This is a genomic window from Streptomyces sp. NPDC056835, from assembly GCF_042789485.1.
In the GTDB taxonomy this organism is placed as follows: Bacteria; Actinomycetota; Actinomycetes; order Streptomycetales; family Streptomycetaceae; genus Streptomyces.
Window position 1 is genome coordinate 170455 of record NZ_JBHUBB010000011.1, and the last position, 17431, is coordinate 187885.

At 71.8% G+C, this 17431-nt stretch carries 14 protein-coding genes; 6 read left to right on the forward strand and 8 right to left on the reverse strand.

The features are described from left to right. Positions 1–144: 144 nt before the first annotated feature. On the reverse strand, positions 145–1239 hold the full coding sequence (locus ACFRMN_RS15200) for a hypothetical protein (protein WP_383018895.1): 1095 nt from the start codon (positions 1237–1239) through the stop codon (positions 145–147). Next, positions 1236–2057: a phosphatase PAP2 family protein gene (locus ACFRMN_RS15205; RefSeq protein WP_383019087.1), complete on the reverse strand. Its 822-nt coding sequence runs from the start codon at positions 2055–2057 to the stop codon at positions 1236–1238. The genes ACFRMN_RS15200 and ACFRMN_RS15205 overlap by 4 nt, the downstream gene beginning before the upstream one ends. Before the next feature lie 198 nt (positions 2058–2255). Here ACFRMN_RS15205 and ACFRMN_RS15210 point away from each other — a divergent pair, with 198 nt between their 5' ends. Both ACFRMN_RS15210 and ACFRMN_RS15215 read left to right on the forward strand, forming a co-directional pair. Beyond that, a complete protein-coding gene (locus ACFRMN_RS15210; RefSeq protein WP_383018898.1) occupies positions 2256–2864 on the forward strand; it encodes a TetR/AcrR family transcriptional regulator in 609 nt (202 codons plus the stop codon). Between the two features lie 559 nt (positions 2865–3423). After that, a complete protein-coding gene (locus ACFRMN_RS15215) occupies positions 3424–4506 on the forward strand; it encodes a hypothetical protein (protein ID WP_383018901.1) in 1083 nt (360 codons plus the stop codon). A gap of 23 nt (positions 4507–4529) precedes the next feature. Here the strand turns inward: ACFRMN_RS15215 and ACFRMN_RS15220 are convergent, their stop codons facing one another. From ACFRMN_RS15220 to ACFRMN_RS15240, 5 genes are all read right to left on the reverse strand, one after another. After that, positions 4530–6122 carry a cytochrome P450 gene (locus tag ACFRMN_RS15220; RefSeq protein WP_383018903.1) on the reverse strand — a complete coding sequence of 531 codons (1593 nt, stop codon included), beginning with the start codon at positions 6120–6122 and terminating at the stop codon, positions 4530–4532. 176 nt (positions 6123–6298) lie between these two features. Next, positions 6299–6913 carry an ATP/GTP-binding protein gene (locus ACFRMN_RS15225; protein ID WP_383018906.1) on the reverse strand — a complete coding sequence of 205 codons (615 nt, stop codon included), beginning with the start codon at positions 6911–6913 and terminating at the stop codon, positions 6299–6301. Further along, the gene (locus ACFRMN_RS15230) at positions 6894–7265 is read right to left on the reverse strand and encodes a DUF742 domain-containing protein (protein WP_030350306.1); all 372 of its coding nucleotides are present in this window, start codon (positions 7263–7265) and stop codon (positions 6894–6896) included. Before ACFRMN_RS15230 ends, ACFRMN_RS15225 begins: the two co-directional genes overlap by 20 nt. Then, on the reverse strand, positions 7265–7672 hold the full coding sequence (locus ACFRMN_RS15235; RefSeq protein WP_030350307.1) for a roadblock/LC7 domain-containing protein: 408 nt from the start codon (positions 7670–7672) through the stop codon (positions 7265–7267). Before ACFRMN_RS15235 ends, ACFRMN_RS15230 begins: the two co-directional genes overlap by 1 nt. After that, complete coding sequence (locus ACFRMN_RS15240) at positions 7669–9399, reverse strand: sensor histidine kinase (protein WP_383018909.1); 1731 nt, start codon at positions 9397–9399, stop codon at positions 7669–7671. Before ACFRMN_RS15240 ends, ACFRMN_RS15235 begins: the two co-directional genes overlap by 4 nt. A gap of 434 nt (positions 9400–9833) precedes the next feature. On the opposite strand from ACFRMN_RS15240, the gene ACFRMN_RS15245 reads away from it, so the two are divergent. Further along, the gene (locus ACFRMN_RS15245; RefSeq protein ID WP_383018912.1) at positions 9834–11705 is read left to right on the forward strand and encodes a hypothetical protein; all 1872 of its coding nucleotides are present in this window, start codon (positions 9834–9836) and stop codon (positions 11703–11705) included. Here ACFRMN_RS15245 and ACFRMN_RS15250 read toward each other — a convergent pair. After that, the gene (locus ACFRMN_RS15250; RefSeq protein ID WP_383018914.1) at positions 11689–13854 is read right to left on the reverse strand and encodes a tetratricopeptide repeat protein; all 2166 of its coding nucleotides are present in this window, start codon (positions 13852–13854) and stop codon (positions 11689–11691) included. The two genes, ACFRMN_RS15245 and ACFRMN_RS15250, sit on opposite strands and share 17 nt — an antisense overlap. 378 nt (positions 13855–14232) lie before the next feature. Between ACFRMN_RS15250 and ACFRMN_RS15255 the strand changes: the two genes are divergently transcribed. From ACFRMN_RS15255 to ACFRMN_RS15265, 3 genes are all read left to right on the forward strand, one after another. Further along, complete coding sequence (locus ACFRMN_RS15255) at positions 14233–15255, forward strand: helix-turn-helix transcriptional regulator (protein ID WP_383018916.1); 1023 nt, start codon at positions 14233–14235, stop codon at positions 15253–15255. Next, positions 15252–15860 (forward strand): dihydrofolate reductase family protein, encoded by a 609-nt coding sequence (locus ACFRMN_RS15260; RefSeq protein WP_383018918.1) that lies wholly within the window; start codon positions 15252–15254, stop codon positions 15858–15860. Before ACFRMN_RS15255 ends, ACFRMN_RS15260 begins: the two co-directional genes overlap by 4 nt. Before the next feature lie 103 nt (positions 15861–15963). Continuing rightward, positions 15964–17403 carry a D-alanyl-D-alanine carboxypeptidase gene (locus tag ACFRMN_RS15265; protein ID WP_383018921.1) on the forward strand — a complete coding sequence of 480 codons (1440 nt, stop codon included), beginning with the start codon at positions 15964–15966 and terminating at the stop codon, positions 17401–17403. Positions 17404–17431 lie beyond the last annotated feature (28 nt).

Here is a 17431-nt window from a genome sequence, read left to right on the forward strand (position 1 = left end):
AGGATTTCTTAAGCGGCCCAACAGCGCAGCTTCACGCGCCGCGGCGCGCCGGGAAGACGACCGGGTGGCGGGCGGGAGGGACACCTCCGGCCGTCGGTGCGCGCGGCTGTCCGCGCGGGGCTGTCGGTACGTCTATCCGTACGCCTAGCGGTAAGTGGAGTCCCCGCGACGACGCGCGCACCGGCGCTCCCGGAGCGCCCGCCGGGATCTCAGGGGGTGCGGTCGCCAGGACGTCCGCGCCGCGAGCGGGCCGGGCAGCGGGCCGGGGATCGGGCCGCCCTGCGCGGGTACGCGCGCGCCCGGCCATCCGTCCTCGGCGGCGGGGACGGCGGACCGCTGCCCGGGCACCCGAGCCGTGGGCGTCACCGCCGCCGTCACCGTCACCGCCGCCGCTGTCGGTGTCGCGGGTGCGGCCACCGCCGTACGGGTCAGCAGCACCACGCCGCGTGCGGCGAGCACCGCGCCGAGGAGCGCCGCCGTCACACCCAGGACGCCGCCCTGCAGGCGCTCCCCCAGCAGGGTCAGACCGATGACCGCCGCCGCGAGCGGGTTGGCCAGGGTCAGGACGGCGAGCGGGGCTCCGAGTCCGCCGCGGTAGGCACGCTGGGACAGCAGCAGACCGCCCGAAGCGAAGGCCGCGACCACCAGCGCGACGGCCACCACCTGCCACATCGGCAGCGCGTCCGCGTCGCGCGCGGTGGCGGCGACCGTCACCGTCTGGGTGAGGGCCGAGGCGACGCCCGAGGTGATGCCGGAGGCCGCCGCGTGCCGGAGGCCGGACCCGGCTCCCGGCCCGGTCAGCAGGGCGACCAGCGCCATCGCCACGCCCGCGACGCCGAGCGCCTGCGGCAGGCTGAGCGTCTCGTCGGGGGAACTGCCGGCCGCCGCCAGCAGGATGGCCGCGAGGCCGACCAGGGTGAAGGCGGTGCCGCGCCATTCGCCCCGGGTAACCTGCCGCCCGGCGCGCCGGGCGCCCAGCGGCACGGCCGCGACGAGGGTGAGCGCGCCCAGCGGCTGGACGACCGTGAGCGGTCCGTAGGTCAGCGCCACGACATGCAGCAGCGCGCCGGTCGCGTTCAGCCCGACCGACCACCACCAGGCGCCGCGGGTCAGCAGGGTGAACAGCCCGGTGTCCGGTGCCGTACGGGCCGCTAGCCGCTCCTGTGCCACCGCGGCGGAGGCGTACGCGACGGCCGAGACCAGCGACAGCACCACGGCCACGGCCGTCGCCCCGTTCATCGGCCGATCCCTGACGCGACGGGGGCGACAGGTGACACCGGCGGGGCCTGTGCGACGGCGGAGCGCGCGACCAGGGAGCCGCGCCGCGGGGACCCGGAACGTGGTGCCCCGATGACCGCCACGGCGCCCGTGAGCAGGGCGACGGCCACGAGGGCGTCGAGCCAGTAGTGGTTGGCGGTGCCTATGACCACGAGCAGCGTCAGCAGCGGATGGAGCAGCCAGAGCCACCGCCACCGTGACCGCGTGGCGGCGATGAGCCCCACGGCCACCATCAGGGCCCAGCCGACATGCAGCGACGGCATCGCCGCGAACTGGTTCGCCAGCGCGTCGGTGCCGGGGCTCTCGCCGTACACCGACGGCCCGTACACCTGGCCGGTGTCCACCAGATCGGACGAGGCGAGCAGCCGCGGTGGGGCGAGGGGCATCAGCAGATGCAGTGCGAGGGCGGCCCCGGTCAGTACCGACAGGACGCGCCTGGCCCACAGGTAGTGGCCGGGCCGGCGCCAGTAGAGCCAGCCGAGGAAGAGGACCGTCGCCGGGAAGTGCACCGTCGCGTAGTACGTGTTCGCCAGGTGGACCAGCGTCCCGCTGTCCAGCAGTACGCCCTGTACGGCGCCCTCGCCCGGCAGATGGAGGGCGCGCTCCCAGTCCCAGACCCGGTCGGCGTTCCGGAAGGCCTCGCCGGTCCGGCCGGTGGCGGCCTGCCTGCCGAGCTTGTAGAGGAGAAAGAGTCCGGCGACGAGCGACAGCTCGCGCACGAGGGGCGGTCGGGCGGAAGTTTCCGGCTTCCGTGCGGCGGGCCCGGTGCGGGCGTGTATCACCCGACCCCCTTACCTGGTACCTGGACAACACGGCGCGGCGGAACGTCGTGGCGGTGCGGCGGCGCGGTCTGGATCACGCCCTATCGATACGCCAGTGTACCGATACGGATCCGTATCGGTACACTGGCGTATCGGTACACCGACGTATCGCCGCCGGAGCCGCATCGGACCGAGCGACGGAGACGGGGAGAGACGATGACGCCGCAGCGCCGCTCCAAGATCACGCCGGAACGGGAGCTGGAACTCTACGAAGCCGCCCTGGACCTGCTCAGGGAGAGCGGCTACGAGGCACTGACCATGGAGGGCGTCGCCGCCCGTTCCCGCTGCGGCAAGTCCACGCTCTACCGTCAGTGGGGCACGAAACCGCAACTGGTCGCGGCGGCGCTGCGCGGCACGCGCTGCGTCAAGCTCGCGGATGTCGACACGGGCAGCCTCGCCGGGGACCTACGGGCGGCGGCCTGTGCGGCGGTGGAGGGCGCGGGCCGCGACACCGCGCTGATGCACGCGCTCAGCCACGCGGCCTTCCAGAATCCGGAGCTGCTGTGCGCCCTGCGCGAGAACCTCATCGAACCGGAGGTCGCGGCGATCAACGCCATGGTCGAACGCGCCGTGGCACGCGGCGAGATCGCGCCCGACAACCCCGCGGCGGAGTTCGTGGCCGCCCAGCTGATGGGCGTCATGCGTGCCCGGCAGATGGTGGAGGGCCGGCAGGCCGACGAGGCGTATCTCCACCGCTTCCTTGAGGCCGCGGTCTTTCCGGCGCTCGGCCTGCGGGCCACCTCGCGAGTCGCCTCGCACCCCTGACCGGTGGGCCGTCGTCCGAGCGGATGACGACGACTCACCGGCGCCGCACCGTGGGGACGGGAGCGGCGCACTCCATGCCTGTGGGCCTCTTCTCCGGAGGGGGCCCACAGGCATGCCGGGACCGGTACGGGGGCGGCGGACAGCGGGCAGCGGGCAGCCTCGTACATTCGTCTCCGTGCGTCACCGCTCAATGACGTAGTGACAACGATCAGAATGGCGACGGCATCCGGGAGGATCCGTATACGAGCCGTGACGAAAACACCCGGCCGGTAGCGCGCGGCAGGGGCTCGGGGAGGCCGGTGGGCGGCGGCGGAGTGGTGTGGACCACCCGTGCACGACGCGCGTGCGGCCGGTGCGCGAGCTCTGTGGGACTTGTGCGCGGTTGCCGCGGCTCTCGATCGGCGTTGATCAAGTCAGTTCACAATCAGTCAATTTCAGCCAGTGGCACGCCAGTTGCCCTGTTGTTGACGTTCCGACATGGACAGATACGCTCCACCCGAACGGCATCGCCCCTCACCCCCGCAACGTATTGCGCCCTTGCCGCATCAGGAGGCCGATCATGACCTGTGTCTCGGAACAGCGCTTGGTCCAACAGCTTCCGGCTGTGCCGTTCTACTGCCCCGTACCGCCCGCCAGACATCCCTCGGTCGAGGTCCTCAACGACCGGACCGTGCGATGGATGCTCCAACAGCGCCTCGACAGCGACGAGCACCAACTCAAACGCCTGGCTGTCTGCGACTTCGGCGGCCTCGCCGCCTCGACCATGCCGTACGGAGTGCTCGAACCGCTCACGCTGATGGCCAAATTCCACGCCGTACTCTTCTCGCTCGACGACGGCGTGTGCGACGAGTCCGAGGCCACGGCCGATCTGCTGGCCCAGGAGACCTCGCGCATGATGCGCGCCGTGGAGGCGCCGACCGCGCGGGCGCTCGGGGACTCACCGCACACCGCCGCGCTGCGCAGGCTGCGGCTGGAACTGGAGCAGTACGCGTCGCCGCGTCAGGTACGCCGTTTGACGGAGGCCATGCGCGTCTACACCTCGGGGCTGGTGTGGGAGGCGTCCTGGCGCCGTAACGCGGAACTTCCCTCGCTCGACGACTACATCACGCTGTGGATGCGGGCCATCGGGATGGCGCCCTCCACGGCGATGATCGAGGTGGTCGGCGGCTTCTCCGTGGCGGACGAGGACATGCAGGACTCCCGGGTACGCGCGCTCACGGAGATCACCTGGACGCTGGTCAGCTGGGACAACGACCTCTACTCCCGTAACAAGGAGCTGCTGCGCGCCGACGACAATCTGAATCTGATCGACGTCCTCTGCCAGGAGCAGCACTGCGACCCGCGTCGCGCACTCGTACGGGTGGTGGCGATGCGGGACCGCGTGATGGTGCTGTTCGACCGGCTGGCCCAGCAGGTGCTGAAGGAGGCGGACGACGGTCTGCGCCGCTATGTGCGGGGGCTCGGTCAGTTCGTCCGGGGGCATCTCGACTGGGCGTCGATCTGCCCCCGCTACTCCGTGCCGTCGAGTCCGCGGGCGACCCCGGGCGGGTGGTGGAAGGAGCAGCCGGCCGACAACAGCCTGGAACCGCTTCCGATCCCGACGATCGCCTGGTGGTGGGACCAGCTCGCCCCGGCGCGCTGACCGGCCGGTGCGCCGACGCTCCGTCAGTGGCCGTGCCACCAGCGTGTCACTGCCCGCCAGGCCCGTCGCGGGGCGCTGCCCGCGGGCTGTTCCGGGATCACCCCCGTTGCCCGCGCGGGTGTCCCCGCCGCGCCGGTCCCGGCCTCCGCGGCTGACGGGACCGCGGCCTGAGGCCGCGGTCGCACCGCGTCGGGGCGGGGCGAATCCACCTGCCACCGCGGGCGCGGTACGGCGGCCGACGCGTTCGGCGGACCGGTGACATCCTGCGGCGGACGCGGTGCGAAGGACACCGGAAGCTCCAGCAGCTGACGGGACATCAACGCGCCCTCGTACCGCAGTTCACGCTCCTCCACGGCGAGCTGGATGTCGGGCAGCCGCAGCAGCAGCGCGTCGATCCCGGTGTCGGCGATCGCCCGCCCGATGTCCTGCCCCGGGCACTCGTGCGGGCCACCGCTGAAGGCGAGATGGGCCCGGTTGCCCTGCATCGAGGCGTTGAGATCGGGCCGTACCACCGGGTCCACATTGGCCGCCGCGATCCCGACCACCAGCGCGTCCCCCGCCTTGATGCGCTGCCCGCCGAGTTCGGTGTCGCCGACCGCCCAGCGGCCGAAGATGGTGGTGAAGGGTGGCTCGTCCCAGAGTGTCTGCTCGACCGCCTCCGGCAGGGTCATATGGCCACCGCTCAGCTGCGCGCGGAAGCGGGGATCGGTGAGCACCATGCGCAGCACATTGGCGATGAGGTTCGCGGTGGTCTCGTACGCGGCGATGAGCACCAGCCGCAGATGCTGGCTGACCTCGTCGTCGGTGAGTCCGGCCGGGTGTTCGGTGAGCCAGGTCGCGAAGTCCTCCTCGGGTGCGATACGGCGGCGCTTCACCAGCCTGGTCAGTGTGGTCATCACATACGCGTTGCTCTCGTTGGCGGTCGCGGTGCCCTTGATCATGTCGCGGGCGGCCTGCACGAGGCGTTCGTTGTACTCCTCCGGCATACCGAGGATCTGCGCCATCACCATCATCGGCAGATGCTCGGCGAACCTGCTGACCAGATCCGCCCTGCCGGCCCGGCAGAAGTCGTTGACCAGTCGGTTGCTGTAGCGGTTGATATAGCGCCGGACGCCCCGGTGGTCGATTCGCGCGATCGAGTCGGTGACCGCGCCGCGCAGTCGCTCATGGTCCGCGCCGTCGGCGAAGACGCAGATGGGCTGCCAGGTGAAGATGGGCGCGAGGGGATGGTCGGGGGGCGCGGTGCCGTCGTGCAGCGCGCGCCAGCGCCGGGAGTCCCGCGAGAACTGCGACGGCGTGCGCGTCATATGCAGATTGTCGCTGTGGCCGAGCACAAGCCAGGCGGGTACGTCGCCGTGGAGCAGCACGGGCGCGACGGAGCCGTGTTCGGCGCGCAGCTTCTCGTACAGACCCATGGGGTCGTTCTCGGCCTCGGGGCCGTAGAGCCGCCGCAGCCCACTGGCGGCGCGGCCGTCCAGCGCGGTCCCTATGGTGTCCTGGCCGCCGCTCGGGCCACGGGAGTTCAGTTCGCCGGCGGTCATGCCATGGGCCGGGCAGCCGGGGGGCGGCGCCATGGGGCCGTCCGGCCCGGTTCGGTGGGGATAAGGGGTGGTCACGGTCGCTCGCTCCAGGGATCAGGCCGGAAGATGTACGTGCCGGAAGATGTGCGTGGACGTGTGCGTGGACGTGTACGTGGACGTGTACGTGGACGTGTACGTGTACGTGGACGTGTACGCGGGTGGCGCTCGGCGCCTCGGTACGCGTAAGGCCGGGCGCGGTCGGGCGCGGTCGGTCAGGCGGTCGGCAGCGCCAGCGAGTGCAGGTAGTGCATCAGCGTCAGCAGCACATCGCGGCTCGACGCCCGCAGCCGTGCGTCGCAGTCGACCATCGGGACCTCTTCGGGCAGGTCCAGGGCGGTACGCAACGCCTCGACGGGGTGGTGGGGCGCGTCCGGAAAGGTGTTGACCGCGACGACGAATGGTACGCCGCGCTCCTCCAGCCGTCCGATCACATCGAAGCTGACTTCGAGGCGGCGGGTGTCGACGAGCACCACGGCCCCCAGGGCGCCCTCGAAGAGGCCGTTCCACAGGAACCAGAAGCGCTCCTGGCCGGGGGTGCCGAAGAGATAGAGCACCAGCTGTTCGGTGATGCTGATCCGGCCGAAGTCCATGGCGACGGTGGTGGCGGTCTTGGTCTCCACACCGGAGTTGTCGTCCACCCCCACCCCGGCCTGGGTCATGGTCTCTTCGGTGGTGAGCGGACGGATCTCGCTGACCGAGCCCACCATCGTCGTCTTGCCGACGCCGAATCCGCCCACGATCACGACCTTCACCGCGGAGGTGGCCGTGGTGGGCAGGACGTCCTCGCTCCTGGGCCCCGTGATCGTGTCAGAGTTTCTGAAGTCCATGCATCACCGCTTCGAGAAGGGACCGGTCGGGAAGTGCGGCGCGGACGATGGGCGCGCGCGATTCGACCAGCTCGGTCGCGAGGAGTTCGGTCAGCAGCGCGGTCACCACGCTGAAGGGGAGGCTGAGGTAGGCGGAGATCTCGGCCACGGACAGCGGTGCCCGGCAGAGCCGCAGAATGGCGGCCTGTTCCGGCTGCACCGTCGGCGAGGGTTCGTCGCGGGCCACGATCATGGTGACCAGATCGAGCGGCGCCCGCTCGGCGCCGTCGGGGCCGCCAGTGATCACGTACAGCCGTTCCGGATCCCCCACATCCGCCTCGGGGCGTCGGCGTTCTCGTCGGGGAGGCGTGATCATCCGGCCTGCCCGTCATGGCGCGGCGGACTCGTCAGATGCGCTCCGATCCGGACCACCATGTCCCGCATTCGCGCCCCCACCAGCCCCGCGTCCACGGTCTCGTCGGCGAGGACGGCGAGATACGCGCCCGCTCCGGCCTCCATCAGATAGAAGAAGCCGCCCCCGATCTCAATGACGACGAGCCGCATCCGGCCGTCGCTGGAGGGGATTTCGGCGGCGACGGCCGCGGCCAGACTCTGCAGTCCGGCGCAGGCGGCGGCCAGCCGGTCGGCGACATCCGGGTCGCCGCCGTGCCGGGCGATCCGGAGTCCGTCCGCGGAGAGCACCACGATCTGCTGGATCTGCGGTACTCCGTCGGCCAGTTCCTTGAGCATCCAGTCCATGTTCGCCCGCTGCTGGATCACTTCAGATCTCCCTTGCCCCACACATCGTCGGATTCGCCCTGGTCACCGGGGTGGCCCGGCTCCTCCCCCGTCCCGGTCGACGGCTCACGCGGAGTGCCGTTGACCGCCTTGGTGAACGCTTCGAGCCAGATGCCGGGACCAGGCTTCTTCTCCGGCGTACCGCCGTCGCGCTGTGCGCCGTCCGGCGTGCGCCCCGGTACGTCGCCGCGCCCACCGTTGTAGCCGCCGCCGTACCCATTGCTCCCGCTCCGGCCGTTGGCCGGGCCATTGGCCTGGGGCCGGCTGTCGCTCCGGGCGTCGCCCCGTGCGGCGGCCGGCGCGCGGCCGGTGTTCTGGAGGCCGAGGTTGTGCGAGCCGAGCGGGGCGCGGCCCCGGCTGCGGCGCTGCGGCAGCCCGTTCTCCGTCCACTCCGTCACCACGGGAATGTCGTCCTCCATGGGCCCCGCGACCGGGGCCGACGGCTGTGGACCGGTGGCCGGCCGCGGCACCCGGTCCGCGGGCCGCAGTACGTCCGTCGTGGGCAGTCCGGCACCACTGCCGCGGGGCAGCGCCGAGGCGCCGATGCCATGGGCGATACCGGGCGCGGGTCCGGTGGTGATGACATCGCGCGGCACGATGAGAACGGCCCGGACACCGCCGTACGCCGACTGCCTCAACGAGACCTGGAGGTTGTACATCTGGCAGAGCCGGCCGACCACGGCCATACCGAGCCGGGGAGTCTCGCCCAGGTCATTGAGGTCGATACCGGCCTGGGCCCGCGCGAGCATGGTCTCGGCCCGCGCCCGTGCCTCCTCGCTGAGGCTGACGCCGCCGTCCTCGATCTCGATCGCGATCCCGGTCTGCACCTCGACGGCGGTGACATGGACACGGGTCTGCGGTGGCGAGTATCGGGTCGCGTTGTCGAGGAGTTCGGCACAGGCGTGGATGAGCGGTTCCACGGCCGTGCCGATGATGGCGACCTTGGCGATGGAGTGCAGATCGACGCGCTGGTACTCCAGGATCCGGGACATCGCGCCGCGCAACACGCTGAACAGCGGTACGGGCTTGGGCCATTGGCGACCCGGGCGGGCCTTGCCGAGCACGGCGATACTGTCCGCGAGCCGGCCGATCAGCGCGGTGCCGTGGTCGATGCGCAGCAGGTCGTCGAAGACCTCGGGATTGTGGCCGTGCGCCTCTTCCATCTCCCGCAGCTCGCTGGCCTGCTGGTGCACGATGGACTGGACGCGGCGGGCGATGTTCACGAAGGAACGCTGCGCGGACTCGCGCATGGCTTCCTCGTCGTCCACGATCTTCAGTACGGAGCGGAGCAAGGACCGCTGCGCGGTGGGGAGTTCGCGGTAGCGCTCGTCCCCGTTCACCACAGCGCGGATGACTTCATCGGGCGATTCGCCCTGTCGCAGCCGGTGGATCGCGGCCGGCATCAGTTCCTTGCCGAGCCGTACGGTCTCCTCGTCGTGCTGGGCGAGACGCTGTTCCAGCTGCGCGAGGCGGTACGCGTAGTGCTCGTGCAGCGTGCTGACGGTCCTCGCGCGCCGGGACAGTTCACCGGCGCACCAGATGACGACGATCGTCGCGACCGCGCCGTATACCACGAGCGGTATCCGGGCGGCGTCGGGAACGAGGCCCACCGCGCCGGCTGTGGCCGCCACGATCAGGACGGCGGGGAGTACAAGCGCGCGGACGGACGGGGATGCTTGATCACTCGGGGGTGCTTCAACACGAACCATGTAAGCCCTCTGGCGGTCGATTCAGATCAGATAATTCACACGATCAAGGCACATGGGGAACAAGTGCCTTATTACGTATCAACTCGGCGCGCTCCGCGAGAGCTTAGCCCGACGAAATCGGCGCATCGGCATATTCACGCAACCTCGTGCGCGGGCAATGCCGTTGGGCATAGACTCGCGCGTTCGCACGCTGAGCCTCCATGGAGGCACGAAGAGTAACGGAGCTGAGGCATGACAATCGGCCTGATATCGGTGATCATCGGGTGATCGCGCTCGTACGACAGGCTCGCCCGCAGGAGATCGGACAGGGTGAGGCTCCGCGGACCGACCGAGAGATCGCCAACGATCTTCACCCTCAGGGGTGGTTATCGTGGCGGGTCGGAACAGGCGGCGTCGACGCGGCGGCCACAAGGCGGAACGGGGGAACACGGACAGTGGGCGAGGGGCGGGTCGGCTGGGTCCGGGTGCCGGTGGGGGCCGACTCGGCGCGCTGGGCGACCCGGGGGCGTTGCAAGCTCGTGCTGTTCGTCGTGCACAACGTGACCTCGGCGACCCGGCTGCTGGATGTCCTGCCACTGTTCCGCGACGATCTGCGGGTGCAACTGCTCGCCACCTGGACCGGTTCGTCACCCTTCCGGGCCGGGGTCGCCGAGTTGCTGGCGGAGACCGGCGTACCGGTACTGCCATGGGAGCAGGCGCTCGAACTCCCGGTGGATCTGGCGATCTCGGCCAGCTTCGGCGGTCAACTTCACGCGCTTTCGAAGAAGTTGATCGTTCTCTCCCATGGCGTTGGCTACAATAAGAGGCTGGCAACACCGGACACCGGACACCGGACACCGGACACCGGACACCGGACACCGGACACCGGATGCCCTTCGCCCGAAGCGGGAAGCCCTACGCCCGGTACCGGGCAGCCGCCCGTCTTCGGGCTCTCCCCTGACTGGCTGCTCGTCGACGGCTCGCCCGTCGCCGACGCGCTGGTCCTCTCCCACCCGGAACAGCTGGAGCGGCTGCGCGCCGCGTGCCCCGAGGCGGTGCCCACCGCCGTACTCGCCGGGGACCCGTGTTACGACCGGATACTGGCGGGCCTCCCGTATCGCGAGCGCTTCCGCCGGGCCCTCGACGTACGGCCGGGGCAGCGGCTCGTCCTGCTGAACTCGACCTGGAACCCCGACTCCCTCTTCGGGGACGGCGGCGAGGACATCCTACCGTCGCTGCTACCACGGCTCACCGCCGAACTGCCCGCCGACGAGTACCGGTCGGCGGCCGTACTGCACCCCAATATCTGGCACGGTCACGGGCCCGGCCAGATCCGCGTCTGGCTGGACCGGGCCCGGCGGGGCGGGCTGGCGCTGGTGGATCCGCTGGACGGATGGCGGCAGGCGCTCATCGCGGCCGATGTGGTCATCGGGGACGCCGGCTCGGTCAGCTACTACGCGGCGGCTCTCGGCACCCCCGTGCTGATGGGCGCGGCTTCGCCGGACGGGCTCGACGCGCGGTCGCCGGTGGCCGCGTTCGTACGGCAGGCTCCCCGGCTCTCGCCGTACGCCCCGCTGCGGGCCCAACTGGACGCGCTGCTCGACGGAGCGGAACGCCGTCGGTCAGGGACCGGCCCCGGTCCCGGTCCCGGTCCCGCCGAGCTGGTCTCCTCGGCTCCGGGCGAGGCGGCGGCACTGCTGCGCCGCCACTTCTACCGGCTCATCGGTATCCCCGAGCCCCAGGAACCCGCGCTGCTGGACCCGCTGCCGCTCCCTCCGTACGAGCGGGTGACACGGACGTCCCCGATGCGGGTGGTGACCCGGCTGCTCGGGACCGGTGAGATCGAGGTGAGCCGGTACGCGGATCCCCGGTCCGAGCCGACGGGTGACGGAGACGCGCATACGGCCGTGCACGAAGACACCCTGGACCCGGACAGACGCGCGCTCGCCGATGTGATCTTCCGGTACGGCACGGCGGACGATCCCCGGTACGGCACGCCGGAGGAGTGGACGGCGGAGGTACTGGCCCGTCATCCCTACTGTGCGCTGGCCGCGCTGGTCACCGGTCCCGGCAGCTGTACGGTCCGTACGCGCAACGGCACACTGCTGCGGCTTTCCCGCACCCCCGCCGCCGCCGACCCCGCCGCGTATGTCTCGGCCCTGTACGCCTGGCTGGCCGCGGGCAAGACGTGGGAGGAGCTGGCGGCGGGCGGGATGACCGTACGCACCGGCGGCAGCGGCCCGCACCATGTGTCGGTCACACCAGCCACACCCGTCACGCCGGGTGGTCCGGGTGGTCCGAGCTCCCCCCTCACTCCCGCGAGCTGAGGCAGCGCTCCCGCAGCGCCCGCAGATGCGCGAGATGGTAGGCGGCCTTCTCGGCGTCAAGCGCGGCTTCCGCCTCATCGATCAGCGGCAGCGCGCCCCCCGGGTCCCCCTCGGCCAGACAGGTCTCGGCGAGGTCGGTCAGCGTCCTGGCCGTGTTGTACGACTCCTCGGCGATGTCGCGGAAGAACACCAGCGCGGTGTCCAGCCGCTCGTGGGCCTCGGCGTACCGGCCGAGACCGCGCAGGGCCCGTCCCCGGTGCCGGTGCAGCAGGGCACGGGCGCGCGGCAGGTCCCGGGCGCCCTCGTCCCCGGCACCGATGCCGTCGAGAATCGCCCCCGCCTCGTCGAAGCGGTCGTACGCCTCATGGAAGCGCCACTGCCGAAGTCTCAGCAGCCCCAACGACTCGACGCAGGAGGCATGTCCGCGCAGATGCCCGGACCGCTCCTCGGCCCGTGCGGCGGCGGCCAGTTCATGCTCGGTCTCCTCGTAGCGCCGTAGCTCCATCAGATCCAGCGCCAGCAGCAGATGCGTACGCCCGGCCATCCGGGATCCGGGGTCATGGGCGTCGGCGACGCGCGCGCCCGCCCGCAGCGCGGGGAGCAGTTCGTCGTGGTACCCCGCCTTCAGCTGGAGCGGCCAGAGGGCCTGGCACAGTTGGTAGACCGCGTCGGGCCGGCCGAACTCCTCGGCCGCGTGGACCGCCTGGACCAGATTGCCCAGCTCGGCCACCAGCGCGGAAAGCGCCTCGCCCTCGTTGGCGTACGGACCGGGGGTCCGCGCCAGCTCCTCGTAGAGCGCGCCGATGCCCCAGCTCCCCGGCAGGGCGGCGAGCCTGGCCCGTACGGCGAAGCGCAGATACCAGTCCACCGTTCGCTGGACCGCCGCGGAGAACGCCGGGATGCCGTCCACGCGGACGGCGGTCTCCTCGGCATGGCCGCGGACCACGGGACGGTAGCGGTAGCGGTCCGTGTCCACGGACTCCAGCAGCCCGCGACCGACCAGTTCGCCGAGGATACGGACGGCCTCGGCCTCCGGCAGGGATACGGTGGCCGCGACGGCCGCCGGGCCGAACGCGGGCCACTCGCGCAGTGACATCAGCCGATAGACCCGGGCGGCGGCGGGCTCCAGCTCGCGGTACAAGCCCTCGACGGCGGTACGGACCGGGTCGCTGTCGGACACGGTGGGCTCCTCCTCCTGCCGGTTCGGGCCGGGACCCGTGCCGGACAGCCCGTGCGGCTCGGCCAGCTGTGGTGCCACCGCCCGCAGCGCGTACGGCGAACCACCGCACCGCTCCAGCACCCGCGGCAGTACGGCGCGGGCGGCCGCCACCGTCTCCCGGCCCGCGAGGTCGGTGAGCAGCCGACGCGCGTCCTTGTCGGAGAGCGGCCCGACGGGGACCCGCAGGGCGTCCAGACCGCGCAGCGGCCTGGCCGCGACCACGACCGTGAACACCTCCGGCGCGGCCGTCAGCAGGGGCCGGACCTGCGCCGCCGACTGGGCGTGGTCCAGCACGACGAGCAGCCGCCTGCTCGCGACAGCGCGCCGGAACGACTCGCGCCGGCCCGCCGCGTCCGGCGGAATCTCGTCCCGCGCCATCCCCAGCTGGACGAGCAGGCTCCGCAGCACCGTGGACGCGTCCAGCGCGGTGCTCGCGGAGGCGCCGCGCAGATCCGCGTACAGCTGCCCGCCAGGGAAGAGACGCTCCGCTTCCCGGCACCCCCAGTGGATGGCGAGCGCGCTGGTGCCGATGCCCTCGGGACCATGGATCAGCGCGACGCGGGGCCGCCCGTCCGCCGTGCGCGAGGCCTCGCGCTCCAGGAGCTTCATCGGTCCCTGACGGTCCCTGAAGAACCGTATGGAGGCGGGCAGCGCCGGCACGGCGTCGGCCGTCCCCGGGACAGGAGCGGTGCGGGCGAACGTCTCCCAGGCGCGGGCGAGCGCGGGATCGGTCCGTACCGCCTCATGGATCCGCTCGGCCACGGCCGCCAGCTCGGCCGGGTCCGCGGGCGCCGTCACCTCCTGGCCGACGATGCGCCGCACCAGGCCACCGGCCGACTCCCAGGCCCACTTCCCGGCCTCATTGGCCATTCCCGCGCCCACGGCGCTCAGCACCGCGGCGATCGCCGCCAGTGACATCGGCTCCAGCATTCCCGCTCCCCCACTCCCCGTTCTCCGGTCCCCGCTCCAGGTCCCCAGGCACCAGGCCCGGTCCCCCGGTACGATCCGCCGGGCCTGGTCCCCGCGCCCCGGCGAAGGTCCATGGCGAGGCGCCGACGGAGGCCACGCGCCACGTTCCGGATCAACCGTAATCGCGATCACGGCGGTACGGGTGCGGTTGGCGACTACTCGCAACCCCTGTTGCCGAGGGGGACGTTCGGGGAAGGGGCGACCGGTCGGCCGGATGTCACGGCGGGGGCGGCGGGGGCCCTTCGGGAGGGTGGTTCCGGAGGGGGTGCCGGGGGCGCTCCCGGCGGCGGTACCGGGCGCTATCAGGCGGTTGCCGCCGTACGCGCTGATACTGACCCCATGACCCGACACGGAGAGCTGGGCACGGCCCTGCACCGCTGGCGTGACCGGATCGCCCCGGCCGAGGCCGGGCTGCCCGCGGGCGAGCCCGGCCGCGAGGCCGGGCTGCGGCATGAGGAGCTGGCCCAGCTGACCGGTCTGTCCGTGGACTATCTCGTCCGGCTGGAAGAGGGGCGGGCGACCTCTCCCTCGGTCCAGGTCCTGACCTCGCTGGCCCGCGCCCTGCGGCTCTCCGACGACGAGCGCAGACATCTGTTCCTGCTCGCCGGGCAGTCCCCGCCCGCCCTCGGACGGGTCTCGGACCATATCCCGCCCAGTGTGCGGCGGCTGCTCGGACGGCTCCCGGGGACCCCGCTGGGGGTCCACGACGCCGCCTGGAACCTGATCACCTGGAACCCGCTCTGGGCCGCGCTGCTCGGGGATCCGGCGGCGGTCCCCGGGCGGGGCCGCAACGCCGCCTGGCTGCACTTCACGGGCCAGCCGGGAAGGGTCAGCCAGACCGTGGAGCAGGAGGCGCGGTTCGAGGCGGCGCTCGTCGCCGATCTGCGGTCGGCGACGGTCCACTACCCCACCGATGTACGGCTGCGCTTCCTCATCGGGGAGCTGCGCCGGGTCAGCGGCCGGTTCGCGGTGCTGTGGAAATCCCGTATCACCGACTCCCACGACACCGGCACCAGAACCATCCATCACCCGGATGTCGGACCGGTGATCGTGGACTGCGACACCCTCACCGTTCCGGGCTGCGATCTCCGTATCGCCGCGTACTCCGCCGCCCCGGGCACGGACGCCGCCGACAAGCTCAGGCTGCTCGATGTCATCGGCACGGAGATGACCGGGATGATCGAGATGACGGGCGTGACCGGGATGACGCAGGAGCCCGCCCCGGCCGCCGCCACTCCGGCCGCGGCCACGGCCACCGGCTCCGTTCTCGACGACCCCGGCCCCGACCCCGGCCCCGATCCCCGTTCCGGGCCTGGTCCTGGTCCCAGCCCGGCCGCCGCGCCGGAGCCCGCCGACCGATGAGGACGAACAAGGTCTGCACCGGCGCCAGCATGTCGCTCGACGGCTATATCGCGGGCCCGGAGGAGACGGGCTTCGACAAGCTGTTCCCGTGGTACGGCAACGGTACGGTGCGCGTGCCGACCGCCCGTGACGACCTCACTTTCACCATGTCCCCGGTGAGCGTGGAGGCGTGGCGAGCCACGGTCGAGCGCACCGGCGCGCTGGTCATCGGCCGGCGGCTCTTCGATCTCACCTCGGGCTGGGAGGGAAATCACCCGATCGGGTGCCCGGTGGTCGTGCTCACGCACCACGTACCGGAGGACTGGCCGTACGTGGACGCGCCCTTCACGTTCGTCACGGACGGTATCGAGAGCGCCGTGGAACGGGCCAAGGAGCTGGCGGGGCCCGGCAGAACGGTCACCGTCAACGGCGGCACGATCGCGCGGCAGTGCCTGGACGCGCGGTTGCTCGACGAGGTGTGGATCGATCTCGTACCGGTGCTGCTCGGCGCCGGGACGCCGTTCTTCGGTCAGCTGAAGAACGTCCCGGTGGAGCTGGAGGGGCCGCTGTCGACGGCCCAGGGCATCGGCGTCACCCATTTGCGCTATCGGGTCCGCTATCCGTGACGGGTGCGCGCCGGCCGAAACCCGGAAGGGCCGACCGGACAGTAGTACACCCGCTCGGCTCATGTGAGGGGCGCGGGACGCGGTCCGTTCCTACCGTGGCTGAATGATCATCAGATCCGTGACGCGCTCCGCGCTCTCCGGCACGGTGGCTCTCGCCACCGGCCTGCTGGTCCTTCTGCCGCCGTCCCCGCCGGCCGCCGCGGACTCCCGCAGCGATCCGGCCGTACGGGCTCCGGGCCTGCCCCGAGTCCCCGCGGTCGCCGGCTCCCCCGGCGTCCATGGCTCAGCCGGATCTCCCGGGACTTCCGGGGCTCCCGGAACTCATGGATCTCCCGGAGCTCACCGATCTCCCGGGGCTCATGGATCCCCCCGGTCCGTCTCCGCCGCGCACGGGCCGGCCGCCGGCGCCCATGGTCCCGCGAGCGCCCCGGGAGCCGATATCGACCGCGCGCTGCTGTACCGGCCGGGTACACATGCGCGGCCCAAGCCCGGCGTCCCCGCTCCGCCGGAGCTGTCGGCGATGTCCTGGCTGGTCGCGGACGCCGGTACGGGCGAAGTGCTCGCCGCGCGCGAGGCGCATCTCAAACTGCCTCCGGCCTCCACCCTCAAGACGCTCTTCGCCGTCACCGCGCTGCCGCGCCTGGCCGAACACTCCAAGCACACCGTCAAAGAGGAGGAGCTGGACGACATCGGCCCCGGCAGCAGCACCGTGGGAATCGTCAGCGGAGAGTCGTACGAAGTGGCCGATCTGTGGCGGGGCGTGTTCCTCAGCTCCGGCAATGACGCGGTGCGGGCGCTCTCCGCGATGAACGGCGGCTGGGACTCGACGGTCGCTCAGATGCGGAAGAAGGCCAAGCAGCTGGGCGCGCTGGACACCCATGTCGTGTCCCCGGACGGCTATGACGCTCCCGGTCAGGTGTCGTCGGCGTACGACCTGTCGGTCTTCGCCCGTGCGGGGCTGGCCTCCCCGGAGTTCGTACGGTACAGCTCGACCGTCGACGCCGAGTTCCCCGGCGAAGGCGGCATCGTCAACACCAACCGGCTGCTGAGCGGCGAGGACGGCGTCGAGCCCTATCCGGGGCTGATCGGCGTCAAGAACGGCTTCACCTCCGAGGCCGGCTACACCCTGATCGCGGCGGCCAAGCGCGGCGGCCGCACGCTGCTGGTGACGGTGATGAACCCGCAGTGGGGCGGTGTCCACGCGGTGTACGAGGAGGCCAGGGAGCTGCTGGACTGGGGCTTCGCCGCGGGGAAGCGGGTCGTTCCGGTGGGCACGCTCAAGCCGCCACCCCCGCCCGTCCCGCCGATGCCTCCGACCTCGCCCGCACCGGCGGGTCCGGGGTCGAGTCCGATGGCGAAGGTGGCGGGGGCAGCGCCGGGAGCGCGGTCCGTGAGCGTCGCGCGGGCGGAGGGCGATGGTTCCGGGGCGGGCTATCTGGTGCCCGCGGCCTTCGTGAGCTCGGCGTGTCTCGCGGCCGTCGGACTCTTCGTCGTACGGCGTTCGGGCCGGCGGCGGCCGGAGGAGGAAGAGATCATCCACTGAGCGCGATACTCGGCGGGGAGCCGGACAC